General features: G+C 67.6%; 26 protein-coding genes. 11 read left to right on the top strand and 15 right to left on the bottom strand.

Annotation, left to right across the window (positions count from 1 at the left end):
* Positions 1 to 1,146, top strand: a complete 1,146-nt coding sequence (locus ABQF13_RS03075) for an acyl-CoA dehydrogenase family protein (protein WP_448391210.1) — start codon at positions 1 to 3, stop codon at positions 1,144 to 1,146.
* On the top strand, positions 1,143 to 2,399 hold the full coding sequence (locus ABQF13_RS03070; protein ID WP_448391209.1) for an acyl-CoA dehydrogenase family protein: 1,257 nt from the start codon (positions 1,143 to 1,145) through the stop codon (positions 2,397 to 2,399). The genes ABQF13_RS03075 and ABQF13_RS03070 overlap by 4 nt, the downstream gene beginning before the upstream one ends.
* Before the next feature lie 85 nt (positions 2,400 to 2,484).
* Here ABQF13_RS03070 and ABQF13_RS03065 read toward each other — a convergent pair whose 3' ends face one another.
* Positions 2,485 to 3,501, bottom strand: a complete 1,017-nt coding sequence (locus tag ABQF13_RS03065; protein WP_448391208.1) for an Rv2578c family radical SAM protein — start codon at positions 3,499 to 3,501, stop codon at positions 2,485 to 2,487.
* A gap of 170 nt (positions 3,502 to 3,671) precedes the next feature.
* On the opposite strand from ABQF13_RS03065, the gene helR reads away from it, so the two are divergent.
* Both helR and ABQF13_RS03055 read left to right on the top strand, forming a co-directional pair.
* Complete coding sequence (helR, locus tag ABQF13_RS03060) at positions 3,672 to 5,903, top strand: RNA polymerase recycling motor ATPase HelR (protein WP_448391207.1); 2,232 nt, start codon at positions 3,672 to 3,674, stop codon at positions 5,901 to 5,903.
* A 40-nt stretch (positions 5,904 to 5,943) separates the two neighbouring features.
* Positions 5,944 to 6,846 carry a haloalkane dehalogenase gene (locus tag ABQF13_RS03055; protein WP_448391206.1) on the top strand — a complete coding sequence of 301 codons (903 nt, stop codon included), beginning with the start codon at positions 5,944 to 5,946 and terminating at the stop codon, positions 6,844 to 6,846.
* A 7-nt stretch (positions 6,847 to 6,853) separates the two neighbouring features.
* Here ABQF13_RS03055 and ABQF13_RS03050 read toward each other — a convergent pair whose 3' ends face one another.
* Positions 6,854 to 7,276, bottom strand: coding sequence for an Rv2576c family protein (locus ABQF13_RS03050; RefSeq protein WP_448391205.1), 423 nt, complete (start codon positions 7,274 to 7,276; stop codon positions 6,854 to 6,856).
* A gap of 138 nt (positions 7,277 to 7,414) precedes the next feature.
* On the opposite strand from ABQF13_RS03050, the gene ABQF13_RS03045 reads away from it, so the two are divergent.
* The gene (locus tag ABQF13_RS03045; protein ID WP_448391204.1) at positions 7,415 to 7,960 is read left to right on the top strand and encodes a hypothetical protein; all 546 of its coding nucleotides are present in this window, start codon (positions 7,415 to 7,417) and stop codon (positions 7,958 to 7,960) included.
* On the opposite strand, the gene ABQF13_RS03040 is transcribed toward ABQF13_RS03045, so the two are convergent.
* The 3 genes from ABQF13_RS03040 to ABQF13_RS03030 form a co-directional block, all read right to left on the bottom strand.
* The gene (locus ABQF13_RS03040) at positions 7,917 to 8,243 is read right to left on the bottom strand and encodes a hypothetical protein (protein ID WP_448391203.1); all 327 of its coding nucleotides are present in this window, start codon (positions 8,241 to 8,243) and stop codon (positions 7,917 to 7,919) included. The two genes, ABQF13_RS03045 and ABQF13_RS03040, sit on opposite strands and share 44 nt — an antisense overlap.
* Positions 8,244 to 8,519: 276 nt before the next feature.
* Positions 8,520 to 9,785 (bottom strand): histidine--tRNA ligase, encoded by a 1,266-nt coding sequence (gene hisS, locus ABQF13_RS03035; protein WP_448391202.1) that lies wholly within the window; start codon positions 9,783 to 9,785, stop codon positions 8,520 to 8,522.
* Positions 9,782 to 10,459 carry an MBL fold metallo-hydrolase gene (locus tag ABQF13_RS03030; RefSeq protein ID WP_448391201.1) on the bottom strand — a complete coding sequence of 226 codons (678 nt, stop codon included), beginning with the start codon at positions 10,457 to 10,459 and terminating at the stop codon, positions 9,782 to 9,784. The genes hisS and ABQF13_RS03030 overlap by 4 nt, the downstream gene beginning before the upstream one ends.
* 105 nt (positions 10,460 to 10,564) lie before the next feature.
* Here ABQF13_RS03030 and ABQF13_RS03025 point away from each other — a divergent pair, with 105 nt between their 5' ends.
* On the top strand, positions 10,565 to 11,446 hold the full coding sequence (locus tag ABQF13_RS03025; RefSeq protein WP_448391200.1) for a peptidylprolyl isomerase: 882 nt from the start codon (positions 10,565 to 10,567) through the stop codon (positions 11,444 to 11,446).
* A gap of 12 nt (positions 11,447 to 11,458) precedes the next feature.
* Positions 11,459 to 12,472, top strand: coding sequence for a peptidylprolyl isomerase (locus tag ABQF13_RS03020; protein WP_448391199.1), 1,014 nt, complete (start codon positions 11,459 to 11,461; stop codon positions 12,470 to 12,472).
* A 3-nt stretch (positions 12,473 to 12,475) separates the two neighbouring features.
* Here the strand turns inward: ABQF13_RS03020 and ABQF13_RS03015 are convergent, their stop codons facing one another.
* Positions 12,476 to 13,051 (bottom strand): carboxymuconolactone decarboxylase family protein, encoded by a 576-nt coding sequence (locus ABQF13_RS03015; protein WP_448391198.1) that lies wholly within the window; start codon positions 13,049 to 13,051, stop codon positions 12,476 to 12,478.
* A complete protein-coding gene (locus tag ABQF13_RS03010; protein ID WP_448391196.1) occupies positions 13,048 to 13,362 on the bottom strand; it encodes a carboxymuconolactone decarboxylase family protein in 315 nt (104 codons plus the stop codon). The genes ABQF13_RS03015 and ABQF13_RS03010 overlap by 4 nt, the downstream gene beginning before the upstream one ends.
* A gap of 111 nt (positions 13,363 to 13,473) precedes the next feature.
* On the opposite strand from ABQF13_RS03010, the gene ehuB reads away from it, so the two are divergent.
* The 4 genes from ehuB to ehuA are packed head-to-tail and all read left to right on the top strand — an operon-like array spanning position 13,474 to position 16,532.
* On the top strand, positions 13,474 to 14,367 hold the full coding sequence (gene ehuB / locus ABQF13_RS03005; RefSeq protein ID WP_448391195.1) for an ectoine/hydroxyectoine ABC transporter substrate-binding protein EhuB: 894 nt from the start codon (positions 13,474 to 13,476) through the stop codon (positions 14,365 to 14,367).
* A gap of 10 nt (positions 14,368 to 14,377) precedes the next feature.
* A complete protein-coding gene (gene ehuC, locus ABQF13_RS03000) occupies positions 14,378 to 15,094 on the top strand; it encodes an ectoine/hydroxyectoine ABC transporter permease subunit EhuC (protein ID WP_448391194.1) in 717 nt (238 codons plus the stop codon).
* A 3-nt stretch (positions 15,095 to 15,097) separates the two neighbouring features.
* Complete coding sequence (ehuD, locus tag ABQF13_RS02995) at positions 15,098 to 15,757, top strand: ectoine/hydroxyectoine ABC transporter permease subunit EhuD (RefSeq protein ID WP_448391193.1); 660 nt, start codon at positions 15,098 to 15,100, stop codon at positions 15,755 to 15,757.
* Between the two features lies 1 nt (position 15,758).
* Positions 15,759 to 16,532 carry an ectoine/hydroxyectoine ABC transporter ATP-binding protein EhuA gene (gene ehuA / locus ABQF13_RS02990; RefSeq protein ID WP_448391388.1) on the top strand — a complete coding sequence of 258 codons (774 nt, stop codon included), beginning with the start codon at positions 15,759 to 15,761 and terminating at the stop codon, positions 16,530 to 16,532.
* Between the two features lie 33 nt (positions 16,533 to 16,565).
* Here the strand turns inward: ehuA and ABQF13_RS02985 are convergent, their stop codons facing one another.
* The 8 genes from ABQF13_RS02985 to ABQF13_RS02950 form a co-directional block, all read right to left on the bottom strand.
* A complete protein-coding gene (locus ABQF13_RS02985) occupies positions 16,566 to 18,941 on the bottom strand; it encodes a RelA/SpoT family protein (RefSeq protein WP_448391192.1) in 2,376 nt (791 codons plus the stop codon).
* A gap of 46 nt (positions 18,942 to 18,987) precedes the next feature.
* The gene (locus ABQF13_RS02980; protein ID WP_448391191.1) at positions 18,988 to 19,527 is read right to left on the bottom strand and encodes an adenine phosphoribosyltransferase; all 540 of its coding nucleotides are present in this window, start codon (positions 19,525 to 19,527) and stop codon (positions 18,988 to 18,990) included.
* Positions 19,524 to 21,173 (bottom strand): ABC transporter substrate-binding protein, encoded by a 1,650-nt coding sequence (locus ABQF13_RS02975; protein WP_448391190.1) that lies wholly within the window; start codon positions 21,171 to 21,173, stop codon positions 19,524 to 19,526. Before ABQF13_RS02975 ends, ABQF13_RS02980 begins: the two co-directional genes overlap by 4 nt.
* A gap of 6 nt (positions 21,174 to 21,179) precedes the next feature.
* A complete protein-coding gene (secF, locus tag ABQF13_RS02970) occupies positions 21,180 to 22,445 on the bottom strand; it encodes a protein translocase subunit SecF (protein ID WP_448391188.1) in 1,266 nt (421 codons plus the stop codon).
* A gap of 3 nt (positions 22,446 to 22,448) precedes the next feature.
* Positions 22,449 to 24,236 (bottom strand): protein translocase subunit SecD, encoded by a 1,788-nt coding sequence (secD, locus tag ABQF13_RS02965; protein WP_448391187.1) that lies wholly within the window; start codon positions 24,234 to 24,236, stop codon positions 22,449 to 22,451.
* A 71-nt stretch (positions 24,237 to 24,307) separates the two neighbouring features.
* The gene (gene yajC, locus ABQF13_RS02960) at positions 24,308 to 24,634 is read right to left on the bottom strand and encodes a preprotein translocase subunit YajC (protein WP_448391186.1); all 327 of its coding nucleotides are present in this window, start codon (positions 24,632 to 24,634) and stop codon (positions 24,308 to 24,310) included.
* Positions 24,635 to 24,919: 285 nt separating this feature from the next.
* Positions 24,920 to 25,228: a cytochrome P450 family protein gene (locus tag ABQF13_RS02955; RefSeq protein ID WP_448391184.1), complete on the bottom strand. Its 309-nt coding sequence runs from the start codon at positions 25,226 to 25,228 to the stop codon at positions 24,920 to 24,922.
* A gap of 216 nt (positions 25,229 to 25,444) precedes the next feature.
* Complete coding sequence (locus ABQF13_RS02950; RefSeq protein WP_448391183.1) at positions 25,445 to 26,152, bottom strand: hypothetical protein; 708 nt, start codon at positions 26,150 to 26,152, stop codon at positions 25,445 to 25,447.
* Positions 26,153 to 26,440: the final 288 nt, after the last annotated feature.

Raw genomic sequence — 26,440 nt, 5'->3', positions numbered from 1 at the left:
ATGACCGACGCCGCAAACCCCGAGGTCCTGCTTTTCGCCTCGACCACGCAGTCCTTCCTCGAAAAGGAGGCGTCGCTGAGCCGACTGCGCGAACTGCACGACGCCGGCACATCGTTCGACACCGGCTGGTGGCGTCGGGCCGCCGAACTGGGCTGGACCAGCCTGCTCGTACCCGAGGACGTCGGCGGCGGCAGCGTGTCCGGAGACGGGGTGAAGGACCTGGCGCTGGTTGCCGAACTCGTCGGCAAGGTCGTCGCGCCCGGCCCCCTGCATCCGGTCAGCACGGTGCTGGCTGCGCTGGCCGAGGTGCCCGAAAACCACGGCGACACAATCGAATCACTGGTATCCGGTGATGCGGTCGCGTCGTGGGCGGTCTACGAGCCCGGGAAACCGTGGTCACCGATGACGCCCTCGGTCACCGCCACCGCAACCGGCAGCGGCTTCCGTGTCGACGGCGTGAAGGATCGCGTCGAAGCCGGCGCCGACAGCGCCGTCCTGCTGGTGGTCGCCGAATGCGACGGTGCCGTGCGCCAATTCCTGGTACCCGCCGACGCGGCGGGCGTGCGCGTGGAACCGCAGCGCTCGATCGACATGGTGAAGACCTACGCCCGTGTGCATTTCGACGGCGTCGAGGTCGACGGCTCAGCGCTGGTCGGGTCGGCCGAGCAGACTCCCGCGATCATCGCGCGGCAGAACCAGATCGCCGTGGTGCTCCAGTGCGCCGAGATCGTCGGCATCCTGAACACGGTGTTGGGCTTCACCATTCAGTGGGGATTCGACCGGCATTCGTTCGGCCGCCCGATCGGCTCGTATCAGGCGCTCAAGCACAAGTACGCCGACCTGAAGATCTGGTTCGAGGCGTGCCGGGCGGCCACCAATGCGGCGGTGGCCGAGGTGGCGGCACGTTCGCCGGGTGCGGAGATGGCGGTCAGCGTCGCGAAATCCTATTGCGCAGAACACGCTCCCGGGATGTTGCAGGACTGCATTCAGTTACACGGCGGCATCGGCGTGACTTGGGAGCACGACCTGCACCTGTACCTGCGTCGCGCCACGTTGTACCGCTCGATGTTCGGCACCCCCGAAGAACACAACCTACGCGTCTACGCACTGACCAAAGAGGGCCGGGAATTGGAGCACGCCGGATGACCGAAACTGCTGCGGCGCCAACAGAAACCACGGAGTCGGTCGAGGAGTTCGCCGCGCGTGCCCAAGCGTGGCTGGCAGAGAACATGCCCTCGATCGACCCGAACAACCCGCCCGAGCACGACCGGGGTGAAGAGGAACCGTGGCTGCGCGCCCGTGAGCTGCAGAAGAGGCTCGCCGACGGCGGATTCGCCGGCATCTGCTTTCCCAGGGAGTACGGCGGCCTCGGTCTCCCGATCGCCTACCAGAAGGCGTTCGACGCGGTCTCCCGCTGCTACGAGCTTCCGGTCATCCTCAACACGCCGACCTTCACGATCTGCGCGGCCACCATCCTGGACACCGGCAGCGAAGAGCAGAAGCGCCAGCACATTTCGGCGGTGCTGCGTGGCGACGAGGTCCTCGTCCAGCTGCTTTCTGAGCCCAGCGGCGGCTCCGACCTCGCCGGCGTCATCACCCGCGCCGACCGCCAGGGCGACAAGTGGGTGATCAACGGCGCCAAGACGTGGAGCACCAGCGCGTTCGCCGCGGACTACGGGTTGATGCTGGCCCGCACCGACTGGGATGTCCCCAAGCACGAGGGCCTGACCATGTTTCTGGTGCCGATCAACAGCCCGGGCATCACGCTGCGCCGCATCAAGCAGGTGAACGGTTCGGTCGAGTTTTGCGAAGAGTTCTTCGACAACCTCGAACTCGGCGACGACGCCGTCGTCGGGGAGGTCAACGGCGGCTGGCAGGTGGCGTCGCGGCAGCTCTACCACGAGCGGCGCGCGGTCGGAGGCGGCTCGGAGTTCGCCAGCGGCGTCGGCGCCGAGGGCAAATCCGATGTGCCCACCGACTACGTGGCACTGCTGGAGGCGACCGGCCAGGCCGACAGCGAACGCGCCCAGGAGATGGCCGGCCGCGCGCTGGTGCACCGCGCCGTACGCGAGCAGCTCATCGAGCACGTCTACCACGGTGTGCTCGACGGTTCGCTGCCGCCGGCGGCCGGTTCGATCATCCGCATCGCGCACGCCGACATCCACCATCTGGAGTTCGACACCGTACTGTCGATCGCGGCCAGCGGTGGCGTCGTGGACGCCGGCGACGATCTGATCCGCCACGGCGAGCGCTACCTGTCCCGCCAGGCCGCCGCGCTCGGCGGCGGCACCACCGAGATTGCGCGCAACATCATCGGTGAGCGGGTGCTGGGCTTCCCCCGGGAGCATGCCGCCGACCGCGGGGTGCCGTTCAAAGAGGTCAAGCGCAACAAGGGCTGAGCCGCAAGGTCGGCGAACAGACGCAGAATGTTGCGTATTCGGGTGCCGCGGGGCCCCTTCCGTGTCTGCTCGCCGGAGAAAGCGGTCAGAACAGCGTCGGTTGCAGCGGTTGGGCAGGCTCGACGGCCGGCGTCGCCGTCGTGCGAAACGAGCGCCGGTCCGGCGCCAGGCCGTGCTTGGCGATCAGCGGGGTCACCCGCTCGTGCAGCATCTTGCGGTAGTCCTGCGGCAGGTACGCCCCGCGCCGGTACAGGTCTCGGTAGGGCGCGACGAGTTCCGGATGCGCCCGCGCGAGCCAGCCCATGAACCAGCCACGCGTCGAGCCCCGCAGATGCAGCCCGAACGCCGTCACCCCGGTGGCCCCGGCGGCGGCGATCTGGGCCAGCAGGGTGTCGAGGTGCTCGGCCGAATCGGTCAGATACGGCAGCACCGGAGCCACCATGACGTGGCAGTCCAGGCCGGCCTCGCGCACCGCGGAGATCAGCCCGAGGCGTGCCTGCGGCGTCGGCGTGCCCGGCTCGACGTCCCGGTGCACGTCGGGGTCGGCCACCGCGAGCGACACCGCGACGCTGACATCGACCCGGCGGGCGGCATCGGTGATCTGCGGCAGGTCCCGCCGCAGCAGCGTGCCCTTGGTCAGGATCGAAAACGGGGTGCGCGAATCAGCCAGCGCGGCAATGATTCCGGGCATCAACGCGTAGCGTCCTTCGGCGCGCTGATACGGGTCGGTGTTGGTGCCCAGCGCGACGGTCTCATGCGACCACGAGGGTCGCGACAGTTCGCGGCGCAGCACCTCGGCCACGTTGGTCTTGACGACGACCTGGCTGTCGAAGTCGGCCCCGCAGTTCAGGTCGAGGTACTCGTGGGTGGGCCGGGCGAAGCAGTAGCGGCAGGCATGCGAGCAGCCGCGGTAGCCGTTGACCGTGTAGCGAAACGGCAGTTGCGAGGCCTTCGGCACCTTGTTGAGCGCTGATTTGCACAACACCTCGTGAAACGTGATGCCGTCGAACTCCGGGGTGCGCACGCTGCGCACGAAGCCGATGCGCTGCAGGCCCGGCAGCGCGCCGTCGTCGACGCTGACGCCCTGACCTTCCCACCGCATATCCACCATTCGAACTGACGTTCGAGCCGATGTCAAGGTGGTCGCGGGCGCGTCGGTAAGCTTGTTGGCAGCGCTCGACCGTTCCCACTCCAAGATAGCGCGCGGCAGGGGGCTTGCGGCAAGACCGGGGTGATGCGTCAAACTCGTTGGCCGAAGCGCAAACTCACGAAATGAGGCATGTGACAACCCGTAAATCGAAGGAACTGCAAGCCGAGCAGAATTATGTGGCCGGTCTCTACGCGCGGCTGGACGCCGAACGCGCCCGGCTCAAGGACAAGTACGACGCCGCGTTGCGCGCCCCCATCGACGCCCAGGACGGCGGCACGCTCGTCGACCGCGACGCCGCGGTGCGGGGGTTGGCCGGGCAGCTGGACCGACTCAACGTCGCCGACCACGGGCTGTGCTTCGGCCGGCTGGACGATCGCACCGGAGAACGCACCTACGTCGGACGTCTCGGGCTGTTCGACGAGACCCACGACTACGAGCCGCTGCTGGTCGACTGGCGCGCACCCGCGGCACGCCCCTTCTACGTCGCCACCGCGGCCAACCCGGAGAACATGCGTCGGCGCCGCCAGTTCCGCACCCTGGGGCGCCGGATCACCGACTTCACCGACGAGGTGTTCGTCGGGCCGGGCGAAGCCACCGACGACGACACCGCCTTCGCGGGTGATTCCGCGCTGCTCGCGGCGGTCAACGCGCCCCGCGGCCCGGGGATGCGCGACATCGTCGCCACGATCCAGGCTGAGCAGGACGAGATCATCCGCCTCGACCACCCCGGGGTGTTGGTGATCGAGGGCGGCCCGGGCACCGGGAAGACCGTGGTGGCGCTGCACCGGGTGGCCTACCTGCTCTACACCCACCGCAAGCGGATGGAAAGCCACGGCGTCCTGGTGATCGGGCCCAACCCGGCGTTCCTGGACTACGTCGGCCGGGTGCTGCCGTCACTGGGCGAGACCAACGTCGTGTTCATGACCGCCGGCGACCTGGTGCCCGGCCTGCACCTCACCGCACAGGATGATCCGCGCGTCGCGGCGGCCAAGGGATCGCTGAAGATGCTCGACGTGCTGGCTGCCGCGGTCGCCGATCATCAACGGCTGCCGCAGAATCCGCTGCCGATCGAACTTTCCGACGTCACCGTGCAGATCGACGGCGCGACCGCCGAGTGGGCGCGGCAGGAGGCGCGCGACAGCGGCAGGCCACACAACGCGGCCCGCGCGGTGTTCACCGAGATCGTCACCTACGTGGTGACCGAGCGGGCGATCGCACGCATCGGGCGGGGCTGGTTGACCCGCGACGACCGCAACGCGTGGGAAGAGCTTCGCGCCGACCTGATCGAAGAGCTTCGCGAAAACCAGGCGTTCACCGCTGCGCTCGACGAGCTGTGGCCGCTGCTGACGCCCGAACGTGTGCTGTCCCAGCTGTATTCATCACCGGAGCGGCTCGCCACAGCAGGTGCGGACCCTGCGCTGCATCGCGCCGACGGCCAGGCCTGGACGGTGTCCGACGTGCCGCTGCTCGACGAACTGGTGGACCTGCTGGGCCGCGACAAGGCCGCGGACCGGGCCGCCGAGCGCGAACGCAGGGCCCGGGCCGACTACGCCGCAGGCGTGCTGGAGCTAATGGTCGCGCGCGAAGACATGATGGAGGACGAGGACCGTCTGATGGCGCAGGATCTGCTGGCCAGCGAGGATCTCGCCGAACGGTTCGTCGAGCGCGACACCCGCGACGTCGCCGAACGCGCTGCGGCGGACCGGGACTGGACGTACGGGCACATCGTCGTCGACGAAGCCCAGGAGCTGTCCGAGATGGACTGGCGGGTGCTGTTCCGGCGTTGCCCCAGCCGGTCGTTCACGGTGGTCGGCGATCTGGCCCAGCGCCGGTCGGCGGCCGGAGCGACGTCGTGGGACGCGATGCTGGAGCGGTATGTGCCCGACCGCTGGGTATACCGGTCGTTGACGGTCAACTACCGCACGCCCGCAGAGATCATGGACGTGGCCGCCGCGCTGCTCGCCGAGTTCGCCCCCGGCGTGCAGCCGCCGGAGTCGGTGCGCTCGTGCGGAACCCGGCCGTGGTCACGACAGGTCAGCGCCGAGGACCTGCCCGGCGCCATCGACGCGTTCATGCGCGAAGAGGCCGGCCGCGACGGCACCAGCGTGGTGATCGGGCCGCCGGGCGTTCCGGGTGCGGTGACCCCGGCCGAGACGAAGGGATTGGAGTTCGACGCCGTCCTGGTGGCGGAACCGCACCGTATCCTCGACGACGGCCAGCGCGGCGCGGCCGAACTCTACGTCGCGCTGACCCGCGCCACCCAACGCCTCGGCGTGCTGCACACCGCCGCGCTGCCGTCGGCGCTGAGCGGCCTCGACACGCTCGCCGCCGCGGGTAACCAGCAGTTGACGTAACGGCTCACGGTCGCCGCCACGGTTTGGCAAGATGCGCACCATGGCCGGAGCCGAACCCTACGGACAACTGCGGTACCAGGAGATCCACGGTAGGCGGATGGCCTACGTCGACGAGGGCGTCGCGGTCGACGGCTGCACGATCGTCTTTCAGCACGGCAACCCCACCTCCTCGTACCTGTGGCGCAACGTGATGCCGCACCTCGAGGGTCTGGGCCGGCTGGTGGCCTGCGATCTGATCGGGATGGGCGCCTCCGACAAGCTCGAGGACTCCGGACCGGACCGCTACCACTACACCGAGCAGCGCGACTACCTGTTCGCGCTGTGGGACGCGCTCGACCTCGGTGACCGCGTGGTGTTGGTGCTGCACGACTGGGGTTCGGCGCTGGGTTTCGACTGGGCCAACCGACACCGCGACCGGGTGGCGGGCATCGCCTACATGGAAGCCATTGCCATGCCGATAGATTGGGCCGACTTTCCCGACCCGGTACGACCGTTGTTCGAAGGGTTCCGCTCACCCGACGGCGAAGCGATGATCCTGGAGCAGAACCTGTTCGTCGAAGCCGTCCTGCCCGGCGCCGTGCAACGCCCGCTCACCGACGAGGAGATGAACCACTACCGCGCGCCGTACCTCACCGCCGGTGAAGACCGACGCCCGACGCTGTCGTGGCCGCGCAACATCCCGATCGAGGGTGAGCCCGCCGACGTCGTCGCGATCGTCGACGAGTACGGCCGGTGGCTGGCCGGCAGCGACGTGCCGAAGCTGTTCGTCAACGCCGCGCCCGGCGCGATCACCCGCGGGCGGGTGCGGGACTTCGGGCGCACCTGGCCGAATCAGACCGAGGTCACCGTCGCGGGCACGCACTTCATCCAGGAGGACAGCCCCGACGAGATCGGTAACGCCCTCGCCGCGTTCGCGCGCGCGCTGCGCGCGGCAAACGATTAGGTTTGCGTCACCAGTTTCCGAGCTGGCAATGCGCGGTGTAGGGGCCGGTGTTCGAGACGACGACCTCACCGTCGACGGCGATCTCGCAGTGCGGGTTCGGTGCGCCCTGCATGGCGTGCACGCCGGTGCTCGCGGTCAGAATCGCCCACTGCGGGTCCTCGAGCGTGGTTTCGAACACCCACGGCGCACCCGGGCCCAGATCGATCTGCTCGCTCTTGAGGTACGCATACGCGTCGGCGTTGTAGGCCTCTTTGCTCGCCGGCTGCGCGATCAGGTAGTTGAGTTTGTAGTCCGCGGTGTTACCCGGTGACGTCAGCGTGTAGCGGACCTGGTGGGTGGTCGGCTCCGCGTTCGCGGTGGCCTGACTGACTCCGATGGATGCGGCCGCCAGCGCGAGCGCTGCCCCGACCCGAATTGTCGCAGTTCGCATGTCCCTCACATCGCCGCACCATACCGAATCGTTACACCCCTCGCCTTTTCCGGCGAGCGTGCGTGTTTGCGGCCGACACGCCGACGATCTGGGCGATTTCACGCACGCTCGCAATAAGCGAGGTGGCACGCTGCAGGCGTGGACACGTCATCGCAACCCCGGGTAATCGCTGACACCGGCGGCCTCGTCGTCACTGACGACGGACGCCGCGTCCTGGTCATCGACCGCGGGACCGGGCCGTCGGCGGTGCTGGCCTTCGTGCTGGGCGTGCTCGTGCTCGTCGCCGGCGGCTTCGGCGTCGTCGCGCTGGTGACGGGCACGCCATCGGCGGCGCTGGGCGCGGCGTTGGTGGCGGCCGCTGTCGTGTTGGCGGTGTCCGCCGTCGTCGTGGTGCGCAGGATCCGGCGCAACCGGGGGCGTCCGCTCAACGAATGCCGGCCCGTGGCGGTGATCGACCGCAAGCTCGGTTTGTTCAGCTACCGGGGCGGCGCGATCGTGCAGCTGGATCAGGTGCGCTTCGCGCGTCGACTCCAAATCGGTTCGAGCTCACCGAAATTGGTTGCGGTGACGCCCGGTGGCACGAAGGTACTCAAGCGCGGAAACCCGTTCGACGGCGGCGTCGGCAGCATCGACGAGATCCTCACCGCCGTGGCCCAGAGCTCGGACGCAGGGCATCAGCGCTAGTTCCAGTGGTTCTGGTGCCAGAGCCGTCGGCCCAGTTCGCCCAGAACTTTGCCGAATCGCCCACGTTGACCACACCGTTGGTGACGGTCCAATGGCCGTCGTCGACGGTGAAGGTGTTGGCGGTCGGCGTGGTACCGAAGCTGCCGCCGGCGCCCCACGCGATCGTCGTTACGCCGTAGCCCCAGACCGTGACAGATCCGGTGGCGACGGTGCGCCCTGCGCCTGTCCCAGGGGTGACATTCGAGTTCGGAATGCTGTCGCCGTCGGCGTCGCTAACGGTCATCGTGCCCACCGTGCAGGTCCAGAAGGCGCACGCGAGGCCGCCGAAGCCGGTGATCACGGGCGCGTGTTGATCGCGTAGATCGGCACGATGACCGTGAGCTGCGCGGTGGCGCCGGAGTGGCAAATGAAGCCGAGTTTTCTGTGCGGTTCGGCAACCGCACAGTGACCCTGGCGCGAGCGTGCGCAGAATGCGGAAATTTCGCGGCGTGTCTTCTGCAGACACGCACGCTCGCCGGAGAAGGCGAGGCTCGCGGGAGAAGGCGAGACTCGCGGGACTTTAGGTTCGGCCGAGGCGCGCCAGCACTTCGGTGAGCACGTCGTCCGCGGGCACGTCGACCTGCTCGCCGGTGGCCATGCTCTTCAGCCCGATGGTGCCCGCCTCGATGTCGCGCTCCCCGGCCACCAGGGCGATCGCCGCACCCGAGCGGTCGGCGCCCTTCATCGCAGCCTTGAGGCTGCGGTCGCCGTAGGCCATGTCGACGCGCACACCGGCCGCGCGCAACCGGGCGGCCAGCACCGCCAAGCGCACCTTGGCGTCGGCGCCGAGCGGCACCGCGTACACGTCGACCCGCACGGTGCCGACGACGGTCTTGCCCTCGGCCGCCAGCGCCAACATAGTGCGGTCGACACCGAGCCCGAAACCGATGCCCGACAGGTCTTTTCCGCCGAGCTGGCTCATCAGCCCGTCGTAGCGGCCGCCGCCACCGATACCCGACTGGGCGCCGAGGCCGTCGTGCACGAACTCGAACGTCGTCTTGGTGTAGTAGTCCAGCCCGCGCACCATCCGCGGGTTGATCACGTAGGGCACCGAGAGCGCGTCCAGGTGCGCCAGCACGCTGTCGAAATGCTGTTTGGCGACGTCGGAGAGATGGTCGAGCATGACCGGCGCCTCAGCGGTCATCTCCCGGATCGCGGGGCGTTTGTCGTCGAGAACGCGCAGCGGGTTGATCTGCGCGCGACGGCGCGTTTCCTCGTCGAGGTCGAGCTTGAACAGGAAGTCCTGCAGCAGTTCGCGGTACTGCGGGCGGCAGCTGTCGTCGCCCAGCGAGGTGATCTCCAACCGGAAACCGTCGAGGCCCAGCGACCGGAACCCGGCGTCGGCGATCGCGATCACCTCGGCGTCGAGCGCGGGGTCGTCGACACCGATCGCCTCGACCCCCACCTGCTGCAGCTGCCGGTAGCGGCCGGCCTGGGGTCGCTCGTAGCGGAAGAACGGCCCGGCGTAGCACAGCTTGACCGGCAGCGGCCCGCGGTCCAGGCCGTGTTCGATGACCGCGCGGATCACCCCCGCGGTGCCCTCCGGGCGCAGCGTCACCGAGCGGTCACCACGGTCGGCGAAGGTGTACATCTCCTTGGACACCACGTCGGTGGACTCCCCCACGCCGCGCGCGAACAGCGCGGTGTCTTCGAAGATCGGCAGCTCAACGTCGCCGTATCCGGCGCGGCGGGCGGCCTCGAGCAGACCGTCGCGCACGGTGACGAACCGCGCCGATTCGGGCGGAAGGTAGTCCGGGACGCCCTTGGGCGCCTGAAATTCAGTCACTGGCTCAAGCCTTCGAGAAACGGGTTGTTGCGGCGTTCGAAACCGATCGTGGACTTCTCACCGTGCCCAGGTAGTACCACGGTGTCGTCGTCGAGCACCAATAGTTTTGTCACGATCGAGCCGAGCAGGTCACGGCCGCTGCTACCCGGCAGGTCGGTGCGGCCGACCGATCCGCGGAACAGCGTGTCGCCGGTGAAGACCACCTCCTGCGGCCCCTCTGCGGTGCGGAAGACCACCGATCCGCGGGTGTGGCCGGGGGTGTGGTCGACGGTGACCGTGATGCCGCCGAGTTCGAGTTTGTCCCCGTCGCGGTCCAGTTCGACGAGTTGTCTGGGTTCGCGGAACAGCGCACCGAACGCAGAGCGGGCCAGCCCCGAAAATATGCCCGGCCCGAAGTCCTTGATCGGGTCGGTCAGCATGTAGCGGTCCTCGGGGTGGATGTAGGCCGGGCAGCCGTACATGTCGGCCACCTTCTGCGCCGACCAGATGTGGTCGATGTGCCCGTGGGTCAACAACACCGCCGCCGGGGTGAGGTGGTTCTCGTCGAGGATCCGGCGCAGCGACGCCATCGCGCGCTGGCCCGGGTCGACGACGATGGCGTCGGCCCCGGCCCGCGGGGCCAGCACGTAGCAGTTGCACGCCAACATGCCCGCCGGAAAGCCGGTGATCAACACGACCTCCAGTTTTCCATCCCGCCACGACGTGGGCCGCAGCGCCACTCACAGCAACGCCTGGCACACTCGTTTCGGACCCAAAGCGACACGAGGAGGACACAGGCGGTGCCGACCAACGAACAGCGTCGTGCCACGGCGAAGCGCAAGCTCGAGCGGCAACTGGAGCGCCGGGCAGAAAAGGACCGCAGGCGCCGCATCTTGACGATCGTCGGCGGGGCCGCCGCGGCGGTCGTCGTCGTCGCCGCCATCGTCGCGACCGTGGTCATCACCAACCGCGACTCCGGCACCGAAACCGCATCGGACACCACCAGCCCGGCGCCGACCACCTCGGCGCCGGCGGCGACCGGTCCCGGCGGCCTACCGCCGTTCGCCGCGCCGGCCGGTCTCGGCGAGAACTGCCAGTACCCGGCGGCGCCGACGCCGGCCGCCAAGGAGGTCGATCCCCCGCGCAGCGGCAAGGTGCCGACCGAGCCGGCGCAAGTCAGCGCCAGCATGTCGACCAACCAGGGCAACCTCGGGTTGATGCTCGACAACGGCAAGTCGCCGTGCACGGTCAACAGCTTCGTCAGCCTGGCGCAGCAGGGCTACTTCAACGACACCCCGTGTCACCGGCTGACCACCAGCCCGTCCCTGTCGGTGCTGCAGTGCGGCGACCCCACCGGGCAGGGCAACGGCGGCCCGGGCTACCAGTTCGCCAACGAGTACCCGACCAATCAGTACCAGCCCGACGATCCCAACCTGATGGAGCCGGTGACCTATCCGCGCGGCACGCTGGCGATGGCCAACGCCGGCGCCAACACCAACGGCAGCCAGTTCTTCCTCGTGTACCAGGACTCGAAGCTGCCGCCGAACTACACGGTGTTCGGCACCATCGACGAGACGGGGTTGGAAACGCTCGACAAGATCGCCGCGGCCGGGGTCGCCGGCGGCGCTGAGGACGGTCCGCCGGCGCAAGACGTCCAGGTGACGTCGATTCTGCTGGACTGATGCGGTGATGCGGTGACCGGCCCGCCGGTTGGCTATCCGCCGCCGGGTGGCTACCCGCCGGAGCAATTCGGCTACGGGTCTGGCTACGGCCACCCCCCTGGCTATCCCCCGCCCAGAGGCACCAACGGGCTGGCGGTCGCGTCGCTGGTGTGCGCGTTGCTGTTCGCGCCGCTGGGCATCGTGTTCGGGCACCTGTCGCTGTCGCAGATCAAGAGGACCGGCGAAGAGGGCCGCAACCTCGCCATCGCGGGTCTGGTCATCGGCTACCTGATCACGGCGGTGACGGTGATGGTGATCGTCGTGAGCGTGCTGTTCGTCCTGTTCTTCGCCAGCGCCCTCGAAGACGTCGACCTGTATCCGGATTCGCCCCGCTACACGGTGGCACCGCCCGCCGAGCTGCCCGCGTTCGACCCGCCCGCGACGCTGGGGTCCAACTGCCAGTACCCGGCCACCATCGAGCGCGCCAGCAAGCCCGTGGAACCGCCGAGCGTGGGTCGGGTGGCGACGAATCCGGCCCGCGTCGACGCCACGGTCGTGACGAACCAGGGCGACATCGGGGTGCAGCTGCACAACGCCGAGGCCCCGTGCACCGTGCACAACTTCACCAGCCTGGCCCGGCAAGGATTCTTCGACGACACGACCTGTCACGCGCTGACCGCCACCGCGTCGCTGCACGCATTGCGGTGCGGAGATCCGACCGGCAAGGGCACCGGCGGACCCGGCTACCAGTTCCCCAACGAATACCCCACCAACCAGTACCGGCTCAACGACCCGGCGCTGCGGCTTCCGGTCCGATATCCGCGCGGCACGTTGGCGATGGCCAACAGCGGGCTGGGCACCAACGGCAGCCAATTTCTGTTGATCTTCGACGATTCGCCGATGCCGCCCAAATACACGGTGTTCGGCACCGTGGATGCCGCCGGGCTGGCCGTGCTGGAGAAGATCGGCGCGCAGGGTGTCGCCGGCGGCGGCGACGACGGCAGGCCGGCGATCGACGTGACGATCGAGTCGGTGCAGGTCGACTAGGTTCTATCGGTACCCGCGCTTCAACAGGTACCGCGCACCGGCGGTCATGGCCTCGGCGCTGGCCAGGTCGAAGCCGAAGGCGTCGGCCAGTCGGTCGGTGATGTTGAACGCCAGACACACCGCCAACGCGTCGCTGATCTGCTCGGGTGAAACTCCTTGGGCCAGTACGGAACACACGTCATCGGCATCGACGTGGTGTTCGCGCGTCAGCTTTCCGAGAAGGCCGAGGGTGGCCCGCAGCCCGTCGTCGATCGGTGCGGTCGATAGATCGGCCAGCGTGGCCGCGACCTTCTCGTCGTCGCCGTACCACAGCCCCGACGTGGCCGAGTGTGCGGCGATGCAGAACTGGGTTTGGTTGACCTGCGACACGTAGGCCGCCATCAGCTCACGGTCGCCGACCGACCAGGCCGAGGGTCCGCGCATCGCCTCATGGGTGAGGTCACCGGCGCCGTAGAACTCCGGGCGGTACATCGCCAGCTTCACCGCGTCGACGACCGGCTGCCGCGACACCAATCGCACGAGCGCGAACAAGGCTTTGGTGCGCAGGCGGTGGCCCCGCTCGAGAACGGTGAGCCTCATCGCTCGCGACCCTGGGTCGCCGCGGCCAGCGCCGCCAACGCGGTTTCGTACTGACGGCTCGCCTGCCCCACGGCGGCGGCCACCACGATTTCGAAGATCTGATCCTCGCTCAGGCCGGCGATCCGCGCGTCGGCGATGTCGTCGTCGGTCACCGCGTGGGCGCGATGGGCCACCTTCTCGGTCAGAGTGCGCAGCGGTTCGGGTAGGCCCGCGTTATCGAACGCGGCGCGGCGCAGCGCCGACGGCGCCTGTCCCCCGTCGCCGAGAACGCGGGCGATCAGCGCGTGGTGCAGTTCGGTGATGTCAACCATTGTCAATCGTCCAAGAACGCCACTCTTTGACCCGTTCAGACGATACGCCTACGTTCAGATCACCCCGGTTGATACGAACGTGAACGTGTGAATGCGAAAAGGATATCCATGGTGAACTCGACACGGCGGAACTTCTCGAGGATCGGAAAGGCAACCGGGGTGCTCGCGCTCAGCGCGTTGCTCGTGCTCACCGGCTGCTCGCGGGTGCCGGAGGGCGGTGAAGGCGGCACCCTGCAACGGGTCAAGGACGACAACTCGATCAAGATCGGCATCGCGGGCGAGGTGCCCTACGGCTACACCGCCGACGGTGAGGTCACCGGCGAGGCACCAGAAGTGGCCAAAGCGGTGTTCGCCGCGATGGGTATCGAGAACGTCGACGCCACCCAGGTCGAGTTCAGCCAGTTGATCCCGGCGCTGAATGCAGGCCAATTCGATATGGTCGCCGCGGGGATGGCGATCCTGCCGGCGCGCTGCAACAACGCGCAGTTCTCCGCGGTCGACTACGTGACCCCGACGGCGATGCTGGTGCCGCAGGGAAACCCGGAGCAGGTCAACAACTTTGACGATGTCAAGGCAAAAGGTGTCAAGCTCGCGGTGCTGTCGGGCACCGTTGAAGAGGCGGTCGCCCACGATCTGGGCATCCCCGCAGGCGACATCCAACCGTACGCGGGCCAGCCCGAGATGCTGCAGGCGCTGCTGGACGGGCGCGCCTACGCCGGCGCGTTGACCGACATCTCGCTGCGCCGGATGCTGACCGACAACCCGAACGCACCGCTGGAGGTCACCGAAGGCTTCGTGCCGGTTGTCAACGGCGAGAAGCAGATTCAGGCCGGTGGCTTCGTCTTCCGCCAAGGCGACGACGCGTTGGTCGAGGAATTCAACACCGAGCTGAAAAAGCTGCACAGCAGCGGTCAGTGGCTCGAGATCGTGGAGCCGTTCGGGTTCACCGAGGACAACCTGCCGCCGGAGGACCTGACCACCGAGCAGTTGTGCGAGGCGGCCTGAGGCGTTCTTGATGCCCGACAACATCGGACTGTTCGTCGAGACAATCTCCTCGGGGCTGCTGCTCACCGTTGCGGCGACGGCCGGCGGCATCCTCATCGCGACGGTGTTGTCGTTCGGGTTCGGGCTGGCGATGCTGTCGGGTAACCGGGTGGTGCGCGCGTTCGCCCGGATGTACGTGGAGATCTGGCGCGGCACCTCCGAGGTGGTCCAGCTGATGTGGATCTACTTCGTGTTGCCGGTGCTCGTCGGGTTCCAGATCATTCCGCTGGCCGCCGGCATCATCGTGCTCGGGCTCAACCACGGCGCCTATGGTGCCGAGATCGTGCGGGGTGCCATCTCGTCGGTGCCCAAGGAGCAGTACGAAGGGGCGGTCGCACTGAATTTCACCCGCACGCAACGGATGTTGCGCGTCATCCTGCCCCAGGCCCTGGTCGAAATGGTGCCGCCGTTCAACAACCTTTTCATCCAGCTGCTCAAGAACAGCTCGCTGCTGACGATCATCACCGTGCACGAGATGACGTATCAAGCCCGCGAGGTGCTGATCGACCGGTTCATCTCGCAAGCGGCCACCATCTGGACCATCGTGTTGCTGTTCTACCTGGCGCTAGCCGTGCTCATCACCCTCGGCATGCGGGTGCTCGAACGCTGGACTGCCAAGCTGGCGGGGCGCAGACCACCGCAGCGCCGCGGCCTGATGGCGACGCTGGCGACTCGGCGGGCGGGCTGAGCTGTGCTGTGGGACTGGGAATTCGCGTGGGAGGTGCTCCCGAAGATCGTCGTCGACGGGCTGCGCATCACGATCGTCGCTACGGTCGCCGGCTCGATCCTGGCCTACACCCTGGGGCTGGTGCTGGCGCTGCTGCGACGCTCACCCATCCGCGTCGTCAGCACCGCCGCCTGGGCCTTCATCGAATTCGTGCGCAGCACACCTCTTTTGGTGCAGATTTTCTTTTTCTTCTTCGTGTTGCCCGACTTCGGGTTGATGTTCGACCCGTTGACCACCGGCATCATCGCGATCGGACTGCACTACTCCACCTACACCGCCGAGGTGTACCGGGCCGGGATCGAGGCGGTGCCAGCCGGGCAATGGGAGGCCGCCGTCGCGCTCAACCTGCCCCGCCACCGCGTCTGGACCGCGGTGATCCTTCCGCAGGCCATCCCGCGGGTGCTTCCGGCACTCGGCAACTACACGATCTCGATGCTGAAGGAGACACCGCTACTGTTGATGATCGGCGTGCTCGACATCGTCGGTGTGGCAAACCAAGTGGGCTCGCGCGCGTTTCGCTACGTCGAGCCGATCACGATCGCCGGCGTGCTGTTCCTCGTGCTGAGTTACTCGGCATCCCTACTGGTGCGATGGATGGAGCGGCGTGTCCAATACACCGGCTGAGATGATCCGCTTCGACGACGTCGTGAAGCGCTTCGGCGACACCAGCGACGCCGCCGTGATCGACCACCTGAGTTTTTCGGTGCCGCACAGTCAGTTCGTCGCGCTCATCGGGCCCAGCGGTTCGGGCAAGACGACGATCCTTCGGCTGCTGATGACGTTGGAGCGCGTCACGTCGGGACGCATCGTCGTCGGCGGGCAGTGTCTGACCCACATGACCCGCCGCGGCAATGAGGTGCCGGCCGACGAGAAGCACCAGCGGCAGGTACGCAAACGCATCGGCATGGTGTTTCAACAGTTCAACCTGTTTCCCAATATGCGGGTGCTGGAGAACATCACCGAGGCGCCAATCCGCTCGCTCGGTTTGTCGCGCGCCGAGGCCGAGGACAGGGCCCGGGAACTGCTGGAGATGGTCGGGCTGGCCGACAGGGTCAGCGCACGGCCCTACCAACTGTCCGGTGGCCAGCAGCAGCGGGTGGCCATCGCCCGCGCGCTGGCCATGCAGCCCGACGTGCTGCTGCTCGACGAGGTCACCTCGGCGCTGGACCCCGAACTGGTAGCAGGCGTTCTGGCGCTGCTGCGAGACATCGCCGCCACCACCGACATCACATTTTTGTGTGTGACGCATGAGATGGACTTCGCCCGCGACGTCTCCGATCGGGTGATCATGCTCGATCACGGCCGCATCGTGGAGGACGCGCCGCCGGACAAGTTGTTCACCGACCCGGAAAACGACCGCACCCGCGCGTTTCTCAAAGCGGTGCTGGAGCGGCGTTAGGCGCGAACCAGACCGTGCCGAGCGGGCAAGAAACTAGGCCGCCGAGGTCACCCGGTAGACGTCGTAGACGCCCTCGACGTTGCGCACCACGTTGAGCACGTGCCCCAGATGTTTTGGGTCGCCCATCTCGAAGGTGAACCGGCTGATCGCCACTCGATCGTTGGAGGTCGTCACCGACGCCGACAGGATGTTGACCTTCTCGTCGGCGAGCACCCGGGTCACATCCGACAACAGCCGGTGGCGGTCCAGCGCCTCGACCTGGATAGCGACCAGAAACACCGACGACGGCGACGGCGCCCACAGCACCTCGATGATGCGTTCGGACTGTTGTTGCAGCGATGCGGCGTTTGTGCAGTCGGTGCGGTGCACGCTGACCCCGCCGCCGCGGGTGACGAAACCCATGATGTTGTCACCGGGCACCGGTGTGCAGCACTTGGCCAGCTTGGTCAACACGCCCGGCGCGCCGGGCACCGAAACACCGACGTCCTCGGAACTGCGCTGGCGCACCGGCATGGTGGCCGGGGTGGACCGCTCGGCGAGTTCGTCGACGGCTTCCTCGTCGCCGCCGAACTGGGCCAGCAGCCGCTGCACGATGTGACGTGCCGACACGTGGCCCTCGCCGATCGCGGTGTACAGCGCCGACACGTCGGCGTATCGCAGATCTCTGGCCAGACCGGACATCGACTCGGCACTGACCAAGCGCTGCAACGGAAGTCCGCCTCGGCGTACCTCCCGCGCGATCGCGTCCTTCCCGGCCTCCAGCGCCTCCTCGCGTCGCTCCTTGGCGAACCACTGCCGGATCTTGGCCTTCGCGCGCGGCGACACCACGAACGTCTGCCAGTCGCGTGACGGCCCGGCGTTGGGTGCCTTGGACGTGAAAACCTCGACGACTTCCCCGTTTTCGAGTTTGCGTTCCAGTGCGACCAGCCGGCCGTTGACCCGCGCGCCGATACAGCGGTGGCCGACTTCGGTGTGCACGGCGTAGGCGAAGTCCACCGGCGTCGACCCCGTCGGCAGCGTGATCACGTCGCCCTTCGGGGTGAACACGAAGATCTCTTGTACGGCGAGGTCGTAGCGCAGCGACTCGAGGAACTCGCCGGGATCGGCGGCCTCCCGCTGCCAGTCGAGCAGTTGGCGCATCCACGCCATGTCGTCGATCTCGGCGGCGGCGTGCGGATGCGGGACACCGTTGCGGCCCTTGGACTCCTTGTAGCGCCAGTGCGCGGCGATCCCCCACTCGGCGGTCTTGTGCATGTCGTGGGTGCGGATCTGGATTTCCAGCGGCTTGCCTTCGGAGCCGACGACGGTGGTGTGCAGCGACTGATACACCCCGTAGCGCGGCTGGGCGATGTAGTCCTTGAACCGGCCGGCCATCGGCTGCCACAACGAGTGCACTACGCCGAGCGCGGCGTAACAGTCGCGGATCTCGTCGCACAGGATCCGCACCCCGACCAGGTCGTGGATGTCGTCGAAGTCGCGGCCCTTGACGATCATCTTTTGGTAAATCGACCAATAGTGCTTGGGCCGGCCCTCCACCACCGCGTTGATCTTCGAGGCGTTGAGCGTGGCGATGATCTCGTCGCGCACCTTGGCCAGATAGGTGTCGCGCGACGGCGCACGGTCGGCGACCAGCCGCACGATCTCGTCATACTTCTTGGGATGCAGGATCGCGAACGACAGGTCCTCGAGCTCCCACTTGACCGTGGCCATACCGAGTCGATGAGCCAGCGGCGCAATGACTTCCAGCGTTTCGCGGGCCTTGCGGGCCTGTTTCTCCGGTGGCAGGAAACGCATGGTCCGCATGTTGTGCAGCCGGTCGGCGACCTTGATGACCAAGACGCGCGCATCGCGGGCCATCGCGATGATCATCTTGCGGATGGTTTCGCCCTCGGCCGCTGTGCCCAGCGCGACCTGGTCCAGCTTGGTGACGCCGTCGACGAGGTGGCCCACCTCGGTGCCGAACTCCTCGGTCAACGCCGCCAGCGTGTAACCGGTGTCCTCGACGGTGTCGTGCAGCAGCGCGGCGATCAGCGTGGTGGTATCCATGCCGAGTTCGGCCAGGATGTTGGCCACCGCCAACGGGTGGGTGATGTAGGGGTCACCGGAGCGGCGCATCTGGTCGGCGTGGCGCTCCTCGGCCACCGCGTAGGCCCGCTGCAGCAACTGCAGGTTGGCCTTCGGGTAGAACTCCTTGTGCACCGCGACCAGCGGTTCGAGTACCGGGTTGACGGCGCTGCGCTGTGCCGTCATCCGGCGGGCCAGCCGGGCCCGCACCCGCCGCGACGCGCTGGTCGCCGTCTTGGAGGTGTCGGTCTTGGGCACCTCCATCGGCTGGGTTTCGGGCGACTCCGCCTCGGGAGGCGACTGCACAGCCTGACCCGTGCGGGAAGGATCTCCGCTGGAAGCCATCGTCACCTCCTGTCCGGCGAGAACGTCCAGACTTCGAGGATATCGTTCACACGGTGTGCAGGGACGTCACCGTGAGTCCCGGCAGCGCGGCGCGGCCGTCGAGCGCCGTCAGTTCGAGCACCATCGCGGCGCCGGTCACCGTCGCACCCGCATGTTGCAGCAGTTTCACCGTCGCGGCCGCGGTTCCTCCGGTGGCCAGCACATCGTCGATGATGAACACCGAACGGCCGGTGAGCTCGATGCCCTCGGCGGGGATCTCCAGCACCGCCGTGCCGTACTCCAGCGCATAGGTTTCGCTGCACACCGGCGGCGGAAGCTTGCCGCCCTTGCGCACCGCCAGCACCCCGGTGCCCAGCCGGATCGCGACCGCCGCCGCCAGCAGGAAGCCACGTGCGTCGATCCCGGCCACCAGTTCGACGCCGCCCGCCAGCTGGGCCAGCGCATCGGTGACCACCGCAAGGCCGTGCGCGTCGGCCAGCAGCGGCGTCAGATCCTTGAACTGGATGCCCTCCTCGGGGAAGTCGGGCACCTCGCGCAACATCGACGCGATCAGCGCCGAGACGTCCTGGACACCGGATTCGGTCATCGCGACAGCGTCCAACGGTCCATATTCCACCCCGCACCCCAGCGCGTGGGATTGCTCTCCACGGCGAACATCTTGTTCGACGTCAACACGGTGCGCTGCTGCCGGTACAGCGGAAGGGTGGGCATGTCTCCCCACAGGATGGCTCCGCCCTCACCGAGTAGCCGGGCGGCTTCCTTGGGGTCGGCCGTCACCGCCAGCGTCGCGATGATCTCGTCGACGCGCGGGTTGGCGTAACGCGACAGGTTGTTGCCGTTGGCCGAATGCAGGGCGTAGGCGTCCACGGCAGACGATCCGCTCGACCCGCTGCCCGGCGCCCCTCCGGTGGTGGCGATCAGCACGTCGATTTCGTTGTTGCGCAATGTCATCGGTCCCGTCGTCTCTGTAGCGACGTCCTGCACCGTGATGCCCGCCGGCGCACATGCCTGGGCGATGGCGCCGACCGCCGCGGCCAGCCGCGGGTTCGGGCTCAGGTAGCCGATGCGCACGGTCAGCGGTTGGCCGTCGATCGCGGCGCGCGCGGCGTCGGGATTGGCGGCGACGAACCCGCTGCCCTCGGCGGCGCCTTCGACGGCGCTGTAGGCGTCTTCGGTGGCCGGGTTGAGCCGCGCGTTGATGATGGGCACCCCGGCGTTGCGGGCGATCGCGTCGCGCGGGGTGCAATGGGCCAGGGCTCGGCGTGCCGGGGTGGCGGCCAGCGGGCCCTCGGGGGCGAAGATCAGCTGCTCGATCGACGCCGACGGCGACTCGGTGCGCACATAGTCGTCGGGCGGGTTCAGCGTGCCCGATGACCCGGTCGCGATGTCGACGACGTCGTAGGCGCCTTCGTTGACCCGGTCCTGCATCGCGTCGGGATGAGGATGCACGGTGACTTTCTTGGTGACCGGCGTTGCGCCCCACCACTTCTCGTTGGCGACGAGCACGACGGCGCCGTCCTCGGTCACCGAGTCGAGCTTGTACGGACCCGATGAGGGGAACTTCTTGAGGTCCAGATCGGGGGTGAGCTCCCAGGTGCTGTTCCAGACCTGCGCGATGCGTTCGATCGTCGGTCCGTCGTTGTCGGCGATCGCGGTGGCCACCCCGCCGTCCGGCAGGCCGAGCACGTCGGCGATGACGTGCGACGGCATCATCGACGTCGCGCTGAACAACTGGCCGTAGTCGACGAACCCGCGCTCCGGAACGAACGACACCCGGGCCTTCTTCTGCCCGGGTGTGCACTCGACACCGGCGATGTCGCTGTAGCCGGCGCGGCTGGCCGCGTCGAAGCCTGGAAAGCGCCCGGACTGCGACGCCCACGCCAGCACCATGTCGTCGCAGGTGACGGGCTTTCCGTCGGAGTAGACCGCATCGGCGTTGATCTCGTAGTCGAGCAGCAGCGGGCTGCGTCCGACCACGGAAACCGAGCCGAAGTCCTGATCGCCGACGATCTGGCCGTCCGGTCCGTGATAGCTGAAGCCGGTCAGTACACGGGCGAAGGCCTGCGGAGCCGCCGACGCGGCCCCCTCGACGGTGTTGGTGTTGAACGTGGTCAACGGTCCGTCGACGGCGTAGTCGACGCTGTCGGCGGGGCTGCGCGAACACGACGCCAATCCCGCGGCCAGCAACAGCACAGCCGCCAGGACACCACCGCGCCGGCACCGGCCAGTCATCTCCGGCTACCGCCGCCGCGTGTTGCGCTTACCCGACGGTCGCCCCGTTCGGCTGCTTGTCGGCCGTACCGGACGGGCGCCCGGTGCCGGCTTGTCCGGTGCGGGGGTGCTGGTGGCCACCGATGCCGCCGCGACGGTCTCCGGCTGCTCCTCGGTGCCGCTGTCGGTGTCGGTGTCGGTATTGGCGGCGGCGGCCTTGGCCTCGACGCCTTTGCGGCGGTTCATCACCCGGCGGGTGTGGTTGCGCACCAGCTCGGTGCGCTCACGCATGGTCACCAGCAGCGGGGTGGCGAAGAAGATCGACGAATAGGTTCCGACGATCACACCGACCAGCTGCACCAGCGCCAGGTCCATCAACGTGCCGACGCCCAGCAGCCACACCGCGATCACCATCAGCGCCACGATCGGCAGCACCGAGATCACGCTGGTGTTGATCGACCGCATGAAGGTCTGGTTGACGGCCAGGTTGGCCTGTTCGGCGAAGGTGCGCCGGGTGGTGTGTTCGAAACCGTGGGTGTTCTCCTCGACCTTGTCGAACACGATGACGGTGTCGTAGAGCGAGAAGCCCAGGATCGTCAGCAGGCCGATCACCATCGCCGGGGTCACCTCGAACCCGACGATCGAGTACACGCCCGCGGTGACGATGAGGTCGAATGCGAGCGCGGCCATCGCCGCGATTGACATGTAGCGCTCGTAGCGCACGGTGATGTAGATGGTCGCCAGAACGATGAACACCACCAAGGCGATCAGCGCCTTCTGGGTGATCTGACCGCCCCAGGTTTCCGAGACCGCCGAATCGCTGATGGCCAGCCTGCTCGGAACGCCGTCGGCATTGAGCGGTTTGAAGGCGTCGAACAGCGCGGTGCGCAGTTCTTCGGTCTCCTCGTTGGTGAGGTGCTCGGAGCGGATCTGCACGGTGGCCGATCCGCCGCTGCCGACGAGGACCACGGATTCGGGGACCTTGTCCAGCGTCTCGGTGAACACGTTTTCGACCTGCTGCACCGAGATGGTGCCCGTCTCGGTCGCCGCGGGGACGGCGACCTTGGTGCCGCCCTCGAAGTCGATGCCCAGCGTGAACCCGCGCAACAGCATGCTGGCGATGCACACCGCGACGATGACGCCGCTGATCGTGAACCACAGCTTGCGCCTGCCGACGACCTCGAACGCGCCGGTGCCGGTGTAGAGGCGGACGAAGAAGTTGTGCTTCGGCGTCCCGGATTCCAGGCTCGGCGCCTCCACGGCGGCCGATTCGGGTGAATGCTTAGCGGCCATATGTCAGTCCCGTCCCGTCGCGTGCGCCGCCACTCGTCGTTCCCGGGCGATCTGCTGCACTGCACCGAGGCCGTTGAACGCCGGCTTGGCGAACGTCGTCGACTTCGACGCCAGGTACACCAGCGGCCAGGTCACCAGGAAGACGACGGTGACGTCGAGCACCGTCGTCAGGCCCAGGGTGAACGCGAACCCCTTCACCTGTCCGACCGCCAGGATGTACAACACCACCGCGGCCAGCAGCGTCACGGCGTTTCCGGACACAATCGTCTTGCGGGCCCTGGCCCAACCGCGTGGTACTGCGGACCGGAACGAACGGCCTTCGCGTATCTCATCTTTGATGCGTTCAAAGAACACCACGAACGAGTCGGCCGTCATACCGATACCGATGACCAGACCCGCGATGCCTGCGAGGTCCAGCGTGTAACCGATCCACCGGCCGAGCAGCACCAGTATCGCGTAAACCATTGCGCCGGAAGCGACCAGCGACAGCGCTACCAGAACTCCCAGCAGTCGGTAGAACAGCAGCGAGTACAGCAACACCGCCGCCAACCCGACCGCGCCGGCGATCAGACCTGCCCGCAGCGAGGACAATCCCAGTGTGGCCGAGACCGTTTCGGCTTCTGAGGACTCAAACGACAGCGGCAACGAACCGTATTTCAGGACGTTGGCCAGTTCGCGCGCCGATTGCTGGTTGAACTGACCGGTGATCTGGGTGCGGCCGCCCGGAATCGCCTCCTGGATCGCCGGTGCGCTGACCACCTTGGTGTCGAGCACGAACGCGGTCTGCGTGCCGACGTTGGCGGCAGTGAAGTCGGCCCAGGTCCTGGAGGCTTCGCTCTTGAACTGCAGATCGACGACGTATTCGCCGCGCTGCTGGTCCAGGCCCGAGTCGGCGTTCTCGATCTGCTCACCGTTGATGATCGACGGCGCCAGCAGGTAGACCTCGTCGCCGTCGGTGGAACAGGTGATCAGCGGCAGGTTCGGGTCGTCGTGGCCGGCCAGCACATCGTCTTCATCGCAGCGGGTGGCCTGGAACTGCAGCGCCAGAATCTGGATCTGCTGGTCGTTGCTCTGCCGTAGCTGCTTCTCATCGGCGATGCGCTGCTCCAGGGGCACGTCCTCCGGGGAGGTCGGCGTCGGGCTGGGTGACGGCGCCGGTGGCGCTGGGCTGGGCGCCGGGCTGGGCGTCGGCGTCGGCGCAGGTTGAGCCGGCGGTTCCTGCGGGTACGGGCGCGGCTGTGGCGCGGGTGCCTGCCCCTCCCCCTCGGGCGCGGGCGCCGCCGGAGCGCCCGGTTCAGCCGGCGCGATCGGCGGGGTCCCGGGCATTCCGGGTGCGCCGGGGGGCGCTCCCGGCGCGCCGGGCATACCGAACGGCGAGCCCTCGGGCGCTCCCGCCGGCGGCTGCTCCATCGCGGGAATGGCGTGGATGACCGGACGGATGTAGAGCCTGGCGGTCTGGCCGAGGTTGCGCGCGTCGCTGGTGTCGCTGCCCGGCACGGTGATGACCAGGTTGTTGCCGTCGATGATGACCTCAGAGCCCGAGACGCCAAGACCGTTGACGCGGTCGTTGATGATCTGCTGGGCTTGGTTGAGCGCCTCGCGGGTCGGCGGTGAGCCGTCGGGTGTGCGCGCGGTAAGGGTCACCCGGGTGCCGCCCTGCAGGTCGATGCCGAGTTTCGGCTGAGCCTGTTTGTCCCCCGTCAGGAAGACAAGGGAGAAGGCGCCGATGAGCAACGCCAGAAAAAGCGTCAGATAGCGGTAGGGGTGCACCGGCGCCGAAGACGATGCCACGTTTCAGGGTCTCCTAGAGGTCAGTTCGTCAGCACCGCAGAGCGTACGTGCTCTTGCTGAGTCCTCAGTTGTCAGTCTTTGTTGTTGGGGCTCTCGGTGAGCTCGGAGGCGCTGTCGGTGTCCTCGTAGTCGTCGTCGAGGTCGTCCTCGATGCGGTCGCGTACGGCCAGCTTCATCCAGGTTGTGACGACGCCGGGGGCGATCTCCAGGTCGATGGTGTCGTCGGAGATCGCGGTGATGGTGCCCTGCAGACCCGACGTGGTGTGGATCCGGTCCCCGATTTGGAGCGAATTGTGCAGGTCGATGGTGGCCTGCATCGCCTTCTTCTGGCGCCGCGACGCGAAGAACATGAACGCGCCCAGCACGATGAGCAGAGGCAGGAAGATGACGAGGTCCATGAAGGTAACTGTCTTTCGTGTAGGTCTTGTGGTCACGGCGCGCAGACGGCAGGCCAAAGCGCCTCGTAAGTGACCAGTGTGCCATTGTGCCGGGTGACGCCGATGGACGCACCTGTCGCCCTCCCCGGTACGACGAAATCCGTTCCCGATCCCGCATACAGGCAGTGATGCCGTCGCCCGGCCCCCTGTTTTATGGCCGAATCGGTGGCTTCGGGCTGATCTTGTGACGGCTTGCGGAGCGGGAGCCGCGCTGAACGCGGGTGCGGCTCCACAAATCGCGGGTTCTTAGAAGACGCCGTCGGCCATCAGGGTGGCGACGAAGCGGTAGATCTCCTCGGCGGTGAGTTCCACGCCGTCGGCCTCGAAGTCGATCAGCTCCGACAACAGGTCGTCGGTGGGCTTCCAGCACCGCTCGGCGATCTTTACATCGACGTACTGGAAGAGGGCTTCTTCATCTCGCGGCGCCATCGGAGCCGAAGCCCAGCGGGCGAACATCGGCCAGTCCTCTTCGGGAAAGCCGAACGCCTCGCACAGCGCGGTAGCCGAATTCTGGCGTGCAACAACAGAACTGGTGACGCCAGGCCTGTCAGGCATAGGTGGACTCCTTGGAAAACGCGACTAGAACTATCGGTATAACCTTTAGATAGGCAGGCTATCTTCCGGATATCCGGGTCACCGTCACGCAGATCACATGAGGCGGGTGAACCTCGTCCCATCCAGAGCGGCGCTGCGATCCACGTCACCCGCACACGAAACGGCGCAAAGCGCCCGTGGGCACTTTGCGCCGCTGTCGCGTTTTCCGAGAGTCGATTACCGGTGCGCGAGGTGCCCGCCACGGTGGCCGCGCGAGCGGAACCGGTCCATCAGACCCCGCTTGCGTGGTTGCGCGGTGTCCGCGGTGGGCCCGATGACCTCGGTGTGCTGATCCGCCGTGGCCGGCGCGGGCTCGTCGACGCGGTCCGTGGTGTCGACGCGGTCCGTGGTGGTGGGCGCGGCGACGGCGGCAGCCGTCGTCGAATGGTGGTCCGCCCATTCGACGTCGCGCACGCTGCGCACCGAGATGCGGCCCAGCGCGGCGGCACCCAGGAACACGATCAGCGCACCCAGGCCGTAGAAGTAGGTCAGCTCCAACGCCACCCGCTTGGCCTCCGTGGCCGCGACGGGCACGCCGGCGTCGCCGATGGCCAATGGACCGGCCAAGGCGCGGCCGATCACGAACCAGGCACCACCCGCGACGGCAAGCCAGCCGCCGAGCATGGCTGTGGCACGGTTGCGCGACACTAGCAACAGCAGACCGCCGATCACGGTGACCACACCGGGTAGCACCTGCAGCCAGCCGCGTCCGGTGGTCCAAGTCCAGGCCTGGTCAGGGCTGAACGCGAAGTTGAACAGCGGCCCGATGAACGGAATCAGCGCACCCCACGCGCCTAACAGAATCAACAGCAACCCGCTTGCCGCGCCCCGACTGCGGGGCATGTGCAAACGGCCGCCTTTGGTCGGTACACGCGTCTCGGTCATGATGCCTCCTTGGTGGTCCCTGGCTGAATACCCACGCGCTGGGCCCGGTAACCGGGCATTACCACGTTGGGCGGTATGCAGCACGACGGCCGGGGTCATCGCTGGGACGCGCTGATGGAAGCCACCGTGCATCTGCTCGACCTCGCCACCGGCGGTCGGCGGCGTCGAACCGTCACCCGAGGCGCTGACGGCCACCCGCGATCTGCTGATCGCCGTGCCGGATGCCACGGCCGCGGTCGAGGTGCTCGCCGGACGCGCCGCCTTGCACACGGCGCTGCCCGCGATTCG

This window comes from Mycolicibacterium sp. XJ879 (genome assembly GCF_053483935.1).
Note: the sequence above shows the minus strand (reverse complement) of the source record. Positions and strands in the feature narration are given on the sequence as shown.

Bases quoted from the DNA above. Each gene is read 5' to 3' on its own strand.
- helR (WP_448391207.1), top strand. From the start codon at position 3,672: ATGAGGCATGTGACAACCCGTAAATCGAAGGAACTGCAAGCCGAGCAG.
- ABQF13_RS03040 (WP_448391203.1), bottom strand. From the start codon at position 8,243: ATGACCGTTAGCGACGCCGACGGCGACAGCATTCCGAACTCGAATGTC.
- ABQF13_RS03050 (WP_448391205.1), bottom strand. From the start codon at position 7,276: ATGCGAACTGCGACAATTCGGGTCGGGGCAGCGCTCGCGCTGGCGGCC.
- ABQF13_RS02955 (WP_448391184.1), bottom strand. From the start codon at position 25,228: ATGCCTGACAGGCCTGGCGTCACCAGTTCTGTTGTTGCACGCCAGAAT.
- ABQF13_RS02980 (WP_448391191.1), bottom strand. From the start codon at position 19,527: ATGACCGAATCCGGTGTCCAGGACGTCTCGGCGCTGATCGCGTCGATG.
- ABQF13_RS03075 (WP_448391210.1), top strand. From the start codon at position 1: ATGACCGACGCCGCAAACCCCGAGGTCCTGCTTTTCGCCTCGACCACG.
- ABQF13_RS02950 (WP_448391183.1), bottom strand. From the start codon at position 26,152: ATGACCGAGACGCGTGTACCGACCAAAGGCGGCCGTTTGCACATGCCC.
- ABQF13_RS03015 (WP_448391198.1), bottom strand. From the start codon at position 13,051: ATGAGGCTCACCGTTCTCGAGCGGGGCCACCGCCTGCGCACCAAAGCC.
- yajC (WP_448391186.1), bottom strand. From the start codon at position 24,634: ATGGACCTCGTCATCTTCCTGCCTCTGCTCATCGTGCTGGGCGCGTTC.
- ABQF13_RS03070 (WP_448391209.1), top strand. From the start codon at position 1,143: ATGACCGAAACTGCTGCGGCGCCAACAGAAACCACGGAGTCGGTCGAG.
- ABQF13_RS02975 (WP_448391190.1), bottom strand. From the start codon at position 21,173: ATGACTGGCCGGTGCCGGCGCGGTGGTGTCCTGGCGGCTGTGCTGTTG.
- ABQF13_RS03065 (WP_448391208.1), bottom strand. From the start codon at position 3,501: ATGCGGTGGGAAGGTCAGGGCGTCAGCGTCGACGACGGCGCGCTGCCG.
- ABQF13_RS03010 (WP_448391196.1), bottom strand. From the start codon at position 13,362: ATGGTTGACATCACCGAACTGCACCACGCGCTGATCGCCCGCGTTCTC.
- ABQF13_RS03055 (WP_448391206.1), top strand. From the start codon at position 5,944: ATGGCCGGAGCCGAACCCTACGGACAACTGCGGTACCAGGAGATCCAC.
- ehuC (WP_448391194.1), top strand. From the start codon at position 14,378: ATGCCCGACAACATCGGACTGTTCGTCGAGACAATCTCCTCGGGGCTG.
- ABQF13_RS02985 (WP_448391192.1), bottom strand. From the start codon at position 18,941: ATGGCTTCCAGCGGAGATCCTTCCCGCACGGGTCAGGCTGTGCAGTCG.
- secF (WP_448391188.1), bottom strand. From the start codon at position 22,445: ATGGCCGCTAAGCATTCACCCGAATCGGCCGCCGTGGAGGCGCCGAGC.
- ehuA (WP_448391388.1), top strand. From the start codon at position 15,759: ATGATCCGCTTCGACGACGTCGTGAAGCGCTTCGGCGACACCAGCGAC.